Annotated in this window: 9 protein-coding genes and 1 tRNA gene; 4 read left to right on the plus strand and 6 right to left on the minus strand. The window is 33.4% G+C overall.

Translation table 11 applies throughout. From position 1 onward, the window contains the following. Positions 1-19: 19 nt before the first annotated feature. The gene (locus EV697_RS09240; RefSeq protein ID WP_132024915.1) at positions 20-295 is read left to right on the plus strand and encodes an acylphosphatase; all 276 of its coding nucleotides are present in this window, start codon (positions 20-22) and stop codon (positions 293-295) included. Here the strand turns inward: EV697_RS09240 and EV697_RS09245 are convergent. From EV697_RS09245 to EV697_RS09270, 6 genes are all read right to left on the minus strand, one after another. Beyond that, positions 292-1,125, minus strand: coding sequence for a metal ABC transporter permease (locus EV697_RS09245; protein ID WP_132024917.1), 834 nt, complete (start codon positions 1,123-1,125; stop codon positions 292-294). The genes EV697_RS09240 and EV697_RS09245 overlap by 4 nt on opposite strands. Next, positions 1,118-1,975: a metal ABC transporter permease gene (locus EV697_RS09250; protein ID WP_132024919.1), complete on the minus strand. Its 858-nt coding sequence runs from the start codon at positions 1,973-1,975 to the stop codon at positions 1,118-1,120. Before EV697_RS09250 ends, EV697_RS09245 begins: the two co-directional genes overlap by 8 nt. 1 nt (position 1,976) lies before the next feature. Then, a complete protein-coding gene (locus tag EV697_RS09255; protein ID WP_132024921.1) occupies positions 1,977-2,897 on the minus strand; it encodes a manganese/iron ABC transporter ATP-binding protein in 921 nt (306 codons plus the stop codon). Further along, on the minus strand, positions 2,897-3,778 hold the full coding sequence (locus EV697_RS09260) for a metal ABC transporter substrate-binding protein (protein WP_132024923.1): 882 nt from the start codon (positions 3,776-3,778) through the stop codon (positions 2,897-2,899). The genes EV697_RS09255 and EV697_RS09260 overlap by 1 nt, the downstream gene beginning before the upstream one ends. Before the next feature lie 124 nt (positions 3,779-3,902). Beyond that, positions 3,903-4,232 (minus strand): TusE/DsrC/DsvC family sulfur relay protein, encoded by a 330-nt coding sequence (locus tag EV697_RS09265; protein WP_132024925.1) that lies wholly within the window; start codon positions 4,230-4,232, stop codon positions 3,903-3,905. Between the two features lie 80 nt (positions 4,233-4,312). Continuing rightward, positions 4,313-4,975 (minus strand): Bax inhibitor-1 family protein, encoded by a 663-nt coding sequence (locus EV697_RS09270; protein ID WP_132024927.1) that lies wholly within the window; start codon positions 4,973-4,975, stop codon positions 4,313-4,315. A gap of 224 nt (positions 4,976-5,199) precedes the next feature. On the opposite strand from EV697_RS09270, the gene EV697_RS09275 reads away from it, so the two are divergent. From EV697_RS09275 to EV697_RS09285, 3 genes are all read left to right on the plus strand, one after another. Next, positions 5,200-5,289: transfer RNA gene (locus EV697_RS09275), tRNA-Ser, on the plus strand. Positions 5,290-5,888: 599 nt separating this feature from the next. Further along, complete coding sequence (locus tag EV697_RS09280) at positions 5,889-7,631, plus strand: ShlB/FhaC/HecB family hemolysin secretion/activation protein (RefSeq protein ID WP_132024929.1); 1,743 nt, start codon at positions 5,889-5,891, stop codon at positions 7,629-7,631. An 84-nt stretch (positions 7,632-7,715) separates the two neighbouring features. After that, a partial coding sequence (locus EV697_RS09285) for a two-partner secretion domain-containing protein (protein ID WP_132024931.1) occupies positions 7,716-16,024 on the plus strand: 8,309 nt, incomplete at its 3' end.

The raw sequence follows: 16,024 nt of genomic DNA on the forward strand, positions 1-16,024 counted from the left end.
TTTTATGAGAAAAACAATAATGGAGATATCTAAGATATTTATTATTTATGGAAGAGTACAGGGGGTAGGCTTTCGTTATTTCACTTGGAAGGAAGCGATTAGATTAGGGATTAAGGGGAGCGTAAAGAACCTATCTGATGGGAGTGTACAAGTGATTGTTCAAGGTAATAAGGATAATATTGATTTATTTAGAGAATGGCTAAAACAAGGTCCAAGAACTGCCAGTGTAAAGCAAGTCCTTGAACAAGATTATGATAAAACGACACAGTATATTGAATTTTCTATATTGCGCTAAGATTGCTGGTGCATTTTTAATTTAGTATAAATCAGTACTAATAAGAATAGTGCTGCTTGTAATAAAATAATACAAGGTCCTGTTGCACCATCTATGTGAAAACTGATGATGGTACCAAATATACTTGTTGATATAGAAATAATAGTAGCAATAATTAACATTCTGTCAAATCGTTTGGTTAGCATATAAGCTGTTATTCCTGGAGAAATAAGCATTGCAACAACAAGAATTACGCCAACAACTTGCATAGCCGTAACAATCGTGAGAGCTAGTAATATTAATAAGGTGTAATGAAGTAGTCTGGGAGAAGCACCTATAACTCTGGTATGGCTAGGATCGAAACAATAGAGTAAAAAATCTTTTCTTTTTAGTAAAATAACAAATAATATAATTGCTGATACAATCAAAGTTTGAATGAGTTCAGATGTTGATACGCCGAGTAAATTACCAAAAAGAATATGAGTTAAATGTTGTTCTGTTTCAACTTTGGTAAACATCACAAGACCAATAGCAAACATACCAGAGAATACGATTCCCATTACCGTATCTTCTTTTATGCGGCTATTCTCTTTTAAATAACCGACACTTAAAGAACAAAATAGACCAGATCCGAATGCACCAACGGATAGTGGTAATCCAGCTAAATAGGCAAGGACAATCCCCGGTAATACGGCATGAGAAATTGCATCTCCCATTAATGCCCAGCCTTTTAAAATAAGGTAGCAAGATAATACTGCACAAATAATTGCAACAACTAATGCAGTAAGTAACGCATTTTGCATAAAAGGATAAATAAAAGGCTCTGTTATCCAGCTAATAATACTATTCATTGGTTATCTCCAGCTTTTTATTTTTTCTTTGCGCTAGTAATCCATATTTAGGTGAAAACAAGAAGGCTAGCAAGAAGAATGCAGTTTGTAAGCAGACGATAATCCCACCGGTAGCACCGTCCAAGTAATAGCTAATATAAACTCCTACGGCACTAGTAATTGTCCCTAAAAATGTAGCAATAATTGCTAATGTTTTAAAACGATCCGTGAGGAGATAGGCTGTTGCTCCTGGTGTAATTACCATTGCAATGACAAGAATAGCGCCAACTGTTTGTAAAGCAGCAACGACACAAGCACTTAATAATGTAAAGAAAAGTACTTTATAATAATAGACTTTTAAACCCACCGCGGTTGCTTGAATTTCATCAAAAAAAACCAGTAGCAAATCTTTCCAAAAAATTAATAGCAGAATAAGACAAATACCTGCAATAACTCCCACCTGAATCATATCATCATCTGAAATACCTAAGATATTTCCTAAAATAATTTCTTGAACATTAATTGATGTTGGATTAAGTGAAATAATTAATAGTCCTGAAGCAAAAAAAGTGGTAAAAATAAAGCCAATAATCGCATCTTCTCTTAATTTTGATACCGACTTAATCCATAGAATAGAAAGTGCGGCAAGAATTCCAGAGAAAAAGGCTCCTAAGGCATAGGGAAGACCTAGGATATAAGCAATAGCAACCCCAGGAACAACGGAATGAGAGAGTGCGTCACCAATTAGCGACCAGCCCTTAAGCATTAAGTAGGCGGATAAAAAAGCACATATCCCACCGACAAAGGTACTAATGACAATGGCTTTCACCATATATTCATAAGTAAAAGGTTCAAGTAAAAGATCAAGCATTTTATTTCGTTACATCCTTGTCGTCATCAGTACATTTATCATTTTCAAGGCATTTTTTTACCACTTTTGCTGGTGGATCATTTTTAGTTCGACCATAGAAAACAGCTGGGCGTTCATCATCAGTAAGTACCGTAACTGAACGGCTATCTTCATCATCATGTAACTCAGAACCTTCTAGTTTAATATGACGGAGAACGCCACCGAAAACAATTTCAAGGTTTTCTTGGGTAAAGGTTGATTTAGTATCACCTGTGGCTAGAACAGTACGATTAATCATTACTACTTGATCGCAAAAATCAGGTACAGACCCAAGGTTATGTGTAGAAACAAGAATTAGATGTCCTTCTTGACGTAATTGTCCTAATAGGTCAACAATGGCATTTTCTGTTTTTACGTCAACACCAGTAAAAGGCTCATCAAGTAAAATAATACGGCTTTGTTGTGCTAATGCTCGTGCGAGGAAAACCCGTTTCTTTTGACCTCCAGAAAGCTCACCAATTTGACGATCAGCAAGATGTTGAATATTTACACGTTCCATTGCTTCTTCGACCATTTTTTTGTCTTCTGCTTTTGGAATACGTAAAAAATTCATATAGCCATAGCGTCCCATCATGACAACATCATAAACAGACACGGGAAATTGCCAGTCTACATCTTCACTTTGGGGGACATAAGAAACGAGATTTCGTTTTAAGGCTTCAGATATAGGCAAGCCACACAATTGAATTTCTCCTTGTTGTGGCTTGACTAGACCCATTAGGCTTTTGAATAATGTTGATTTACCACTACCATTAACTCCTACTAAAGCACAGGTTGTCCCACCTTCTAGTTTAAAGCTAACATCATAAATTGCCGTATGTCCATTATTATAACGAACGGTAATATCTTTAATATTAATAGAGCTAATAGTAGCGGTAGTCATTATTTTTCAAATCCTTTTACAATAGTTGTTACAGTTGTTTTTAATAGGTCAATATAAGTTGGGACTGGACCATCAGCAGTAGATAGTGAATCTACATAAAGTACACCACCGTATTTAGCTCCACTTTCTTTAGCCACTTGTTTTGCTGGTTTATCAGAAATGGTACTTTCACTGAATACAACAGGGATATTATTATCACGAATAAGATCGATTAATTTACGAACTTGTTGTGGAGTACCTTGTTGCTCAACATTAATTGCCCATAAATATGCTTCTTTTAGATTATAGTCTTTAGCAAGATAACCAAAAGCCCCTTCACTTGTTGCTAACCAACGTTGTTTTTCAGGGATTTGAGATAATTTATTACGTAAAGGCGTATCTAAATCTTTAATTTTTTGTGCGTAAGTTGCTGCATTCTTGCGGTAAGTTTCAGCATTTTGGGGATCATATTTTACAAACGCATTTTTAATATTTTCAATATAAGTAAGAGCATTGGTTGGCGACATCCAAGCATGCGGATTTGGTTTACCTTCATAAGGACCTTCATAGATCGAAACAGGAGTGATACCTTCTGTTACCACAACAGATGGCCTATCTTTAATATTTTGGAAGAAGCGTTCAAACCATGTTTCTAGGTTCATACCATTCCATAAAATTAAATCAGCAGATTGTGCTTTTACAATATCTTGTGGAGTTGGTTCATATTCATGAATTTCTGCACCTGGTTTAGTGATTGACTCAACAATCGCTGCATCACCAGCAACATTTTGTGCAATATCTTGAATAATTGTAAAGGTTGTAACAACCTTAAATTTTGCAAAGCTAGATGTACTAAATAAAGCAAGTACAGCGCAGCTTATAGCCATAAATATACGTAACATAATAAATCCTCTTTTATTTAGTTAATAACTATTTTGCAATTTATCTATTAATAATAAATTGTCCGACGATTATATAGCCTATATTAATTTATGTAAATACTAATGATTATCAATAATTATAGCGCTATAGGCATTTTGCTGGCTTTGGTAATCCCGCTAATTTCGTGGCTTGTTTTGCTGGACCATCAGGGAACAAGCGTTGTAAATAACGGCTATTTCCCTTATCTTCACCTAGCTTTTGTGCTATCGCTTTTACTAGCATTCTAATTGCTGGTGAGGTTTTATATTCTTCATAAAAACTACGAACAAAATAAATCACTTCCCAATGTGCTTCAGTTAAAATTAGTTGTTCTTGTTGTGCTATTGCTAAGGCAACGTCCTTATTCCACTGATTTAGATTGAGTAAATAACCCTCAGAGTCGGTTTCAATTTCTATATTATTTATATTCAACATACTTTAGCCTACTTATATGTATACCATTATACAAAAAAGCCCCTATAAAAGGGGCGTGTATTTACCTATCAATTCAATTACTAATCGTTACTATTAAATATACCGAGTAAATTTAATAAACTGAGAAATAAGTTATATAAAGAAACATATAAACTCACAGTTGCACGAATATAATTAGTTTCACCACCATGAATAATATTACTGGTTTCATACAAAATCCCCATTGTAGAGAATACGATAAACAATGAACTTAATGCAACATGGAAACCAGGCATATTAAAGAAGAAACTTGCAATCATACCTACTACTAGTACGATGAATAATGCAAACATCATACCTGATAGAAACGACATATCTTTTTTAGTCGTTAATACATAGGTTGAGCAAGTGAAAAATACTGCAGCAGTACCAGCTAATGCAAAGAAAACAAGATCGCCAAGCCCTGCACCAATATAAGCATTAAGCAATGGTCCAATTGAATAGCCTAAGAATCCTGTTAGTGCAAAGGTAGAAAGAATACCCCAAGCACTATTGGCAAGTGCATTATTTAAAAATAATAAACCATAGAAACCCACCAAAAGAATACCAAAATGTAAAGGTGGAAGATTTAAGCTCATTGCCACATAAGCAACGACAGCTGAAAATGTTAAGGTTAATGCTAATAAAAAGTAGGTGTTACGTAGCACTTTATGAGTACTTAGTAACGATTCTTGTTTAGCATCAATAATAATACGAGATTGCATAAAAACTCCCTTTATAGTGAGATTATAGTAAAATGAATGTATATTGATAAAGTAATGGTTACGCAATAAAAAGTCAATGAAAAGAGTGATAACAAAATACATAAATTTTTTATTTTTAGTTATAAAATGTACTCGAATGATTAAATCTTCAGCTTTTAAATTTAATTAAGCAATTTTTAATTTACAGCTAACATAATCTATATTATATTACGCATCATCAAAACGGAGGAATGGTCGAGTGGTTGAAGGCACCGGTCTTGAAAACCGGCGAGGGTTTACGCCCTCCGTGAGTTCGAATCTCACTTCCTCCGCCAATTTTCTTATGAATTATTTACTTTTCAATAATTTGCATTTATTTCTAACAAATTACCTCTTTAAATATCCCTTATTTCTAGTGCTATAAAGATATTATTTATGATAAATAAATATTTTAGTCTTGAGCTATTGTAAACTTTACAAAAGTATAAATAAGAGCAATTAAATAGTAAGTATTAAAATGGTATTATTTGGAGTTGACCCAAAACCTAAGATGTACTTTTCTTTATTATTTAAACAGCTAAATCTCAATAAATTACCATATGTAATTATGTGAAAGTAACCTATTACATATTATATATTTGATTTGTTTAACAGGTGTAAATATTGGGTAATATTTGATTTTTGACCTAAATTATTCTTTTTCAAATAGATAAAATTTAATAATTAATTGCGAGCTAGGTTATTTTATCTTCAAAAACTTCTCTTAATAAATGCCTTTTCAATACAGAATTTCTATAATAGTTCTTTTATTTTTTTATTTAAAATAATATCAAATGTATATGATTATTGAATATAAATATTGATAAATAAATGTATTTAAAATAGACTGCAAAAATATTGGATTTTATGTCTTAATAAATACAAGGACTATGTTATGAGATATTTTATTATATTTCTTTTCTTATTTACGTTTACTATTACCACTTCAGCCAATAGATTAAGTTCTTATATTGAGCAAGAAACCATTCAAAAAATAGACAGCCAAAATCAACAACGTCAGCAACAGCGGGACAAAATTCGGGAAGCACAGTTGAATACCGAGAAAGAGGTTAAATTTCAGATTAGATCTTCTCGATTATATTTACCCCAGGAAGAAACGCCCTGCTATCCAATCCAGAAAATCACCTTGAAAGACTACAATTCATCTAATCAAAAGTCCCAATTCAAACCTCTATTACAAGAAACCTTTAAAGAATTAAATTTAACCTTTCCACATTGTTTAGGTGGTGAAGGATTGAATATTGTAATGAAGCAACTTCAAAATAATATTATTAAACAAGGTTTTGTTACTTCAAGAGTTGTGGCAAGTCCTCAAGATCTCCATTCAGGTATATTAGAGCTAACTGTTATAAAAGGCAGAGTTCGTCATTTTATTGTTGCAGATAGTTCTAATATTCCTCGTTTTTCATCATTGTCAGCGTGGACAGCAATGGCATTAAAGTCAGGTGATGTTTTAAATGTTCGAGATATTGAGCAATCCCTTGAAAATTTAAAACGAGTACCGACAGCAGAAGCGAATATTGAAATTTTACCTGCACAAGGTAATGGTATTCAAGTGGGTGAAAGTGATTTAAAAATCAGCTATACACAAGCCTTTCCTATTCGTTTAACTCTTGGTTTAGATGATAGTGGATCACGCTCAACAGGCAAATTTCAAGGTTCAGCAACACTTTCTTTTGATAATTTACTTACTGGAAACGATCTTTTTTATGCCAGCTATACTCATAGTTTAAAGACTAAAGAAGATGATAAGGGAAAGCGTGGTACTCATAATTTAAGTTTGCACTATTCTTTTCCTGTAGGGTATTGGCTATTTAGTTTAGATCATTCACAAAATCAATATTATCAAGAAGTCTTCGGGGCTTTCCAAAATTACATTTATTCAGGTAAAAGCAAAACTGAAAAGGTCAATGCTTCTTATACTTTGTATAGAGATAATAAACGCAAAACATCTTTATGGGGCGGTGTTTGGGTAAGAAATTCAAATTCCTTTATTGATCATGAAAAAATTGATGTACAACATCGTCATACTGGCGGTTGGCAAGTAGGAATTAAATATCAGCACGTCTTTGAAAATACTACATTAAATTTAGGATTAAGTTATAAACGAGGGACAGGTGCATTTGGTGCAATATCTGCACCTGAAGAGTTATTTAATGAAGGTACTTCTCGCTTTAAATTAATTTTTGCCAATTTATCTTTAACAACACCTTTTAAGGTAGCAGAGAGTCATTGGCAACACAGTTTAAGATTTAATGGACAATATAATCGTACGCCTTTAACCTCACAAGACCGTTTCAGCATTGGTGGGCGTTATAGTGTTCGAGGTTTTAATGGAGAATTGACTTTATCAGGAAACAAAGGTTGGACAGTTCAAAATGATATTACATGGATAATTAATCCAACCAGACAATTTTACTTAGGCATTGATTATGGCAAGGTTTATCAGCAACAGTCAGATTCTCTAGGTAATGAATTAATGGGAATGGCATTGGGCTTAAAAGGTATGCAATGGGGAATAAATTATGATGTATTCTTCGGTGTGCCATTGTATAAACCAAAGGGATTTAGAACTTCTGATGTAGTAACAGCATTTAATATCAGCTATCAATTTTAACTTGTATTAGATCAGCAAATATAAGTAAGCGGCAAGATCATTTAATCTTTTTGCATAATATCAAATTAAAGAAAGGAACGCATTATGAATAAGCATTGTTATCGAGTAATTTTTAGTAAAACGTTAAACCGTTTAATTGTGGTATCTGAGCTTAGCAAGGCGGAAGGTAAGCATTCTGGAAGTAGCTCAAAATTTGCAAATTTTGTTGGTAATGTGATCGCTTGTATTAAGCCACTTTGTTTTAGTATATTCTGTGCATTAGGTTTTGTGTCTTCTTCTTTTGCTGATACGTTAATTATAAAAGCAGATGCTACCGCACCTAAATCTACCCAGCCAATTGTGTTACAAACAGCTAACGGTATTCCGCAAGTAAATATCCAAACCCCTAATAGTAAAGGACTTTCTCATAATAAATATTCAAAATTTGATGTGGATACCAAAGGGGCGATTTTAAATAACAGCAGTAAAACGGCGAAAACGCAATTAGGTGGTTATGTGCAAGGTAATCCTTATTTGGCTCGTGGTGAGGCAAAAGTTATTTTAAATGAAGTTAATTCGACTGACCCAAGCTTAATGAAAGGCTATGTGGAAGTAGCAGGTAAAAAGGCGGAAGTGATTATTGCTAATCCGTCTGGGATTTCGTGTCAAGGTTGTGGGGTTATTAATTCTAACCGTGTTACTATTACTACAGGGCAACCTAAAATAGCTGATGGAAAGATTGAAAGTATTACTGTTGAAAAAGGAACTATCTCGGTTTCAGGTAAAGGCTTAGATAATAGCCAAGTGGATTATACAGAAATTCTTTCACAAAAAGCAAAAATTAATGCAGGGATTTGGAGTGATAAAAAGCTATCTATTGTTACAGGTCAAAACACTATTAAACGGTCAGATGCGGATAAAAATTTGCAAATTACTCATACTAAGAAACAGCTTAGTTCGTCAAGTCCTTCTCAATACGCGGTTGATGTGAGTGAGTTAGGGGGAATGTATTCAGGGAAAATCCACTTAGTGGGAACTGAGCAAGGGCTCGGTGTACATAATGCGGGTCATATTGGTGCAGGTGTTGGTGAAGCGATTATTGATGTTAATGGAAAAATTATCAATTCAGGTGTTATCAATGCCAGCCAACAGATTAAGGTTAGTACAAATTTTGATATTGAAAATACAGGAAAAATTGAAGCCAAACAAAGCGATATTCAGATTAAAACCAAAGGTAATCTTAAACAAGATGGCTCAGTGATTGCGCAAAAAGGCAATATTAAAATTAAAGCAGATAAAAACATTACTCAACAAGGTGAAACCGTCGCTAAGAAACAAATTGATTACACTGCTCAAAATGTGAATGCAAGCACTTCGTCTATTATTGCCTCAGGGGTCGAAATTACTCAAACAGAGAAAGGTGAAAATCGTCATTTAGAAACACAAAGTGAAGTAGGTAAAAATATTACCGTTCACACGACAGAATCAACCACTTTACAGGGTAAAAATATTGCTTCTGGAAAATTAGAGGTTAATGCAACGACGGTTAATTTAGATAATAGCCAAAGTAGTGGTTATGATGTAAAAGTGACCGCACTAGAAGGAGATATTACAACAAACTCTGCCAAAATTACCGCAAAAAATAGGTTGGATTTAACTACACCCAAAACACTTTTTACTCAAAACAGTAATTTAAAAGCTGAAAAAATAACTACGAAGCAACAAAATCTGAACACCAGAAATACCACTTGGGAGCAAACAGGAAAAGCGGATTTTAATTTAACTGCGGACAGTATTAAAAACAGTGGTGGACAGATTAGTACGCAGGGTAATTTCGATATTAAAACTAAAGTGTTAGAAAATACCAAAGGGGTATTATTAAGTGGTCAAATTCTTGATATTAAGGTTTCTGATAAACTGACATCTACAGAAGGTATTATCTCTTCAAAAGACAATTTAACTATTAATTCAGGTGAATTAAATAATGATAAAGGGTTAATTCAAACAGGAAAAAATTTAGAGATTGATACTAATGGAAAACTCTTTAGCAATAACGAAACCTTAGAAAACGGAATAGTGGCACAAGGTTTAATTAACCTAAAAACAGCGAAAATAGATAATCAACAAGGGCGTATTGCGAGTAAAGACAAACAAGAAATTACGGCTACGGATATTAATAATACTCAGGGTAAAATTCAAACTGAAACGAGCCTTGAGGTTAAAGCAACGAATATTACTAATAATCAAGGTGAAATTAATGCAAACCAAGAGGCAAAATTAACTCTTTCAAATGATTTATTGCAACAAAAAGGGGTAATAAAAGCTAGTGAATTAACTGTTAGAGCGAATCAAATACAGTCTGAAAATAGCAGTCAAATTTTAGCGAATACACTTGATATTTTAACTGAACAAAATTTATCAAATAAATCAAGTACGATTTTAGCCAATAAAGGTATTACACTCTCTTCACTGCGATTAGATAATACGAAAGGTGTGATTAGCAGTGAAACGCAAAGCATCAATATAAATACGCATAAAGAAGCATTAAATAATACGCAGGGGCAAATTGGAGCAAAAACTGATTTAACCGTAGATAGTGGTGTTATTAATAACTATCAAGGTACAGTTTATGGGAAAACTGTTGTTATTGATACTCATCACCAAGATTTAATTAATACGCAAACTAAACAAACCAAAGCAGAAAAAGAGAAAGGGATTACAGCATTAGAAACATTAACCTTAAAAACAAAAGATATTGAGAATACAACAGGACGAATTGCTAGTGGGCAGGATTTATCTATTACGGCTCAAAATATCACCAATACACAAGGGGAAATTCAAACTAATAGCAACTTTGATTTAAATGCACAAAATATTGGAAATAATCAAGGGAAAGTGACCGCTATAAAACAGCTTAATATTGATTTAATAGGTAATTTAACTCAATCTCAAGGCGTAGTCAGTGCAACAAAATTGGCGTTGTCTTTGAGTGCGTTAACTAGTACCAATAACAGTGTGATTACAGGTAATACCACAGCAATCACAGCAACAAAAAACATCAATAATAGTGAAAGTGAGATTTCAGCAACTAATAATTTAACCATAGATAGCCAATCGTTAAATAATACTAAAGGCATATTGCTTTCTGAAACGGCAAATATCAAACTAGATACTCATCAACGACAATTAACTAACACGGAAGGAAAAGTCATTGCAGGTAATCAGTTAGATTTAAAGACAGGAAACATTGAAAGCATCAAAGGTTTAATTCAATCTAAAAACAACTTAAGTTTAGATACAAATGAAACAGCAATTGATAATACACAAGGTAAAATTATTACCGATGGTGAATTAGCTCTTTCTACTGGTGAAATAAATAACGCTCAAGGCGTGATCCAAACTAGTAAAACCGCGAAAGTAGATACTCATCAACAAAATATTAATAACACAAAAGGCAAAGTAGTTTCAGGGGCAAATCTGAGTATTAATGCAGGTGAAATCACTAATAATAGTGGTGCGATTGCGGGAGAAAATACCACCATTAATACAACTGATTTAGTTCAAGATAAAGGTATTATTCAAGCAACGAAAAATCTTATTGTTACTTCTCATAAAACGATTACCAGTAATAACCAAAGTAATATCAATGGACAAAAAGTTGTTTTAACCGCTCAAGAAACGTTAAGTAATGAAGAAAGCCAAATTGCAGCACAAAATAGTATCGATATTACCGCAACAGGTATGGATAATGAAAAAGGGCTAATAGTTTCAGAGGGCAGTGCGGTTATAAATACCCATGAGCAAAAATTGAATAATTTGCAAGGAAAAATTGGGGCAAAAACAGATTTAACGGTTACCAGTGGTGAATTAGATAATACACAAGGTTTATTACAAAGCCAAGATGGTTTAGCGGTAAATACCCATCAAGGAAATTTAATTAATAAAAATACTCAAGTTACCGACCCAACTAAATCGAAAGGAATTATTGCACAGGGTGAACTAATTGTTACTACACAAGGTTTGGCGAACCAACGAGGTGTCATTGCCAGTGGTAAAACACAGCAAATTACCGCAGAAAATATTGATAATTCCAAAGGGATTATTACAGGACAGCAAAATCAAACCCTTAAAATTAAAGATAATATTAATAACCAAGCAGGTCGAATTAGTGCGAATGGGGTACAGGTGTCTGCAAATACCTTTGATAATTCTCAACAAGGTAAAGTATTATCCACTTCTCATCTTGCATTAACCATTATTGAAAATATTAATAATTTAATAGGTGCAATTAAAGGAAATAACGATGTTACTTTAACTTCAAAATTGATTAATAACCAACAGGGGTATATTGGCTCTGTCAATCAAAATGTAAATATCAATACACAAGGTGAATTTAATAATACCAAAGGTGGTATTGAAGCAAAAAATAATATTAACCTATCAGCAAAAGGCATAAATAACCAGTTAGGTATAATTTATACTCAACAGGGCAATATTGACTTAAACGCTCAATCTCAAGTCTTAAATAACCAGCAAGGTGAGGTAGTTGCAGGAAAAAATCTTAACCTCAATAGTGGCAATATTACCAATACTCAAGGTAAATTATTTGCAAATAATGATAATAATATTACCGCTATTAATGCAGTTATTGATAATCAAAAAGATGGGAAAATACAGGCAGTAGGTCGTCTTTCAGTTAAAGCGAAACAACTGGATAACCAAGCTGGATTTGTGCAATCAGGGAAAGATAGCACTCTAACCATTCAAGACAGTATCGCTAATCAAAAAGTGGCTGATACAGATTCTTTAATTGAGGCTGGTAAAACCTTAACTATTACCACTAAGAATTTAAACAACCAAAATACCGTTTCAACGGTAGCTGAATTAGCACAAGGAATTGTAGCTGAAAATCTGAATTTACACACATCAATATTAAACAACAATAAAGGTGGCATTTATGTTCAAAAACAAGGGACATTAACTATCGCTAAACGCCTTAATAACCAATCAGGGGAAATATTGGATTGGGGTAATTTGGCAATTAATGGTTTTAAAACGGATTTAACCATCAATAATGAAAAAGGCAAAATACAGGCACAACAAGACCTTGATATTAATGCAAAATCCCTTTCAATGAATGGGCATTTGGAAGCGGATAATCTTAAGTTAAAGCTCAAAGATGATGTTGTTACAGAGCAAGATATCAATGCTAAAACCAGTCTAAGCATTGATACAAAAGGTAATATTAAAAATAGTAAAAATTTATCCGCAAATGAACGCTTAACTTTAAAGGCAACAAATATTGAAAACACCAAAGAGGGGAAACTCAGCAGTGCAGAAACCAGAGTAACGGCAAAAGAAACTATTACTAACAGAGGGCTAATCAATAGCTTTGCGGAAAATAATCAATCTAAAACGGTTATAGAAGCAAAAGCAATCAATAATTTAGGTACAGGTCGAATTTATGGCGATTATGTGGCGTTGGAGGTGGAAAATATTTTAAACCAAGATGAACATGTTAATGGTGAAGATAAATCAGCGACTATTGCTGCCAGAAAGCGTTTAGATTTGGCTGGTAAAGAGATTATTAATGATACCACTATTTACAATCCTGATAAAAAAGGTGGCTCAACGCTCTATAGTGAAGGTGATATTATTTTTGGTAGAACTTTAAATAGTAATGATCAAGCCGAAGGTAAAGCAGAGCATCTTTACAATAAGAGTAGTATTATTGAGGCAAATGGCTCGATTGGGTTGAATGTTAAGGAAGTGGTGAATAGTAATGAGCACTTTGAAGCAATGGATAAAGAGTTTCCTGAAGAGGGGGATCATAATCAAACGGAATACCTAATTATTAATACAACGAATAATGATCTTAACTCAGGTAAAAGAGTAAAAATGGATAGATTTTATCGTGATTATATTGAAGATGGTGCTTATGATCATGCATGGAGACATTATTTAGATCGAAGATTGGCGTTAGATGAATTAGAAATCGGATATATCCCAGAAGTAGCTGCTAAAAAATGTGAAAAAGGAGCGAATATTTGTTATCACCCATATTCAAATATTTATGATAAAGATTATATTATTTGGGACTATTTTGGTATTAAAAAGCCAGATGAACTACCGATAGTCGAAACATTACCCCTAATAAGAAAAATGCCTAAACATCCATTTTTATTTTTGACTCTTTTCAATGACAGTGACAGTCGTAGGGAAGCATATGAAAAGTATTATACAGAAATACAAAATTATAGAAATGATGTTAAGTTATATAATTTAGCCTTTAAACCGTATCAAGAATGGATTGATAGAAATAAAGATAAAATTGATGCTTTAAATGCCAAAATTAAAGCACATAATTCAAACTATCCAAGTTATTATTCTAAACGTTGGGGATTGAGAGTAAAAGAGCATAAAGTATTTAGAACTGTTGTTAAAAATTCGTTAGCAGGGCAAATATTAGCGGGTCAAAATATTGAGATGAATGGCAATTCATTAATAAATGATAAAAGTGTGATTATTGCAGGTAAATCACTTAACTCATCTAGTGGATTACAGCTCAAAAATATTGATGAAAAAGGTTTTAAAACAGATAAACATATTGGTATTAAGCATTGGTATGCTAGTTATTGGGATGGAAAATGGTATGGTGGTGAGCGAAAATGGGAAAATTCACAAGAAGGAGAATTTGCATATATTGACAAAGAATCGTTTGATATGAATCTTTTCCTAACAAAAGAGCATACAAATCCAACCACTTATAAAGATTACATTAATGTTAAGCAACAAAATAATATTAAAAAACAACAAACAAATGTTGAGTTAAATCATTTATCTGCATTTGATATCACAAAAGTCAAAGAAGCATTAGGGCGTAATATTGAAAGTGTTTATTTTGATACTAAAAAGCATCAAAAATTAACCCCAGAAGTGTCAAAAATTGATACCGATAACTTAACTTCAGCAAAACAACAGCAAATAGAGGCAAATAACGGCTTAAGTGAACTAGCTATTCATAAAGTGGCATTAGATAACACACAAGTTGCACAAAATACGGATTTAGAAATTCGTAGTATTGCAGTGGATATACGTTTGCCTAATCAAGGCTTGTATATTATCAATCCAAAATCAGACAGTCATTATGTAATTGAAACAGATCCTGAATTTACCAATCACCAAAAATGGTTAAGTAGTGATTATATGTTTAATCAGTTACGCTACGATCATAATAAAGTGCTTAAACGTTTGGGTGATGGTTTCTATGAACAAAAATTAGTGAGAGAACAAATTAACCGCCTAACTGGTCGCCAGTTCTTAGGTGAGTATTCTAATTTTGAAAACCAATATAAAGCTTTAATGAATCATGGTGTTACCTTTGCGAAAAAATTCAATTTAACACCGGGTATTTCATTAAGTGAAGGGCAGATTGCCCAGCTTACCTCTGATATTGTATGGTTTGAAAGTCAAACTATCACCTTGCCAAATGGTAAAGTAGAAAAAGTATTAGTGCCGAAAGTGTATGTTATGGTACGTAAAGGGGATATAACAGGTAATGGCACTTTGATCTCAGGTAAGCAACTCAATATTAATGCTGATGAAATACTCAATCAAGGCACGATTGCAGGACGTGATTTTATGCAGCTAAATGCTAACAGGCTAAAAAACAGTGGCAAACTCACTGCGGATAGATTGGGTGCAAATATCAAGGGAGATATTGAAAATATCGGCGGCATAATGGAAGCAGACAGTGCCTTACTGCTGAATGTAGCAGGAGATTTAACCCACCGCTCTACAACACAAACCACAAATGTTGATTTATACGATTTTAAACGTAAACAAACCACTCTTGACCGTAAAGCCCTACTTTACGTGAAAGGCAAAAACGGCAAGTTACAAATCAATGCTAATAATGTCAATATCACTGGAGCCGATATTATCAATGATGGTCAAGGGCAAAGTTACATTTCTGCAAAAAATAACATAAATCTAACCGCTGTAGAGGTTGGATTTGATGAGAAGATGGGTAGCGGTAACCATTATCGTAACGAAAAAGTCCAAGATGTCGAAGTCAGTCATATCAAAACTAAAGGCGATGTAGTATTAAAAGCGAAAAATATTACTTCAGAGGGGGCAGAGCTTGAATCTCAAGCAAAATTAATGGCACTAGCCGAAAATGATTTAGTGCTAAACAGTGCTACTCGTACAGGGGATTATGATGAGTACCATTATTCATCACATAGCTCAACATTTAGTAAAAAAACTAAAACCACTTATGATGCGAAACACAACATCAGCAAACAAGGTACGCAAATTAATGCAGAAAATATCGCATTATTATCAGGCAATAATATAGAAGCCAAAGGGGTGGAAATTGTAGCAGATAAAAATATTGATATAGTGGCAAAAAA

Origin of the sequence: Bisgaardia hudsonensis (assembly GCF_004345785.1) — a bacterium.
GTDB lineage: Bacteria > Pseudomonadota > Gammaproteobacteria > Enterobacterales > Pasteurellaceae > Bisgaardia > Bisgaardia hudsonensis.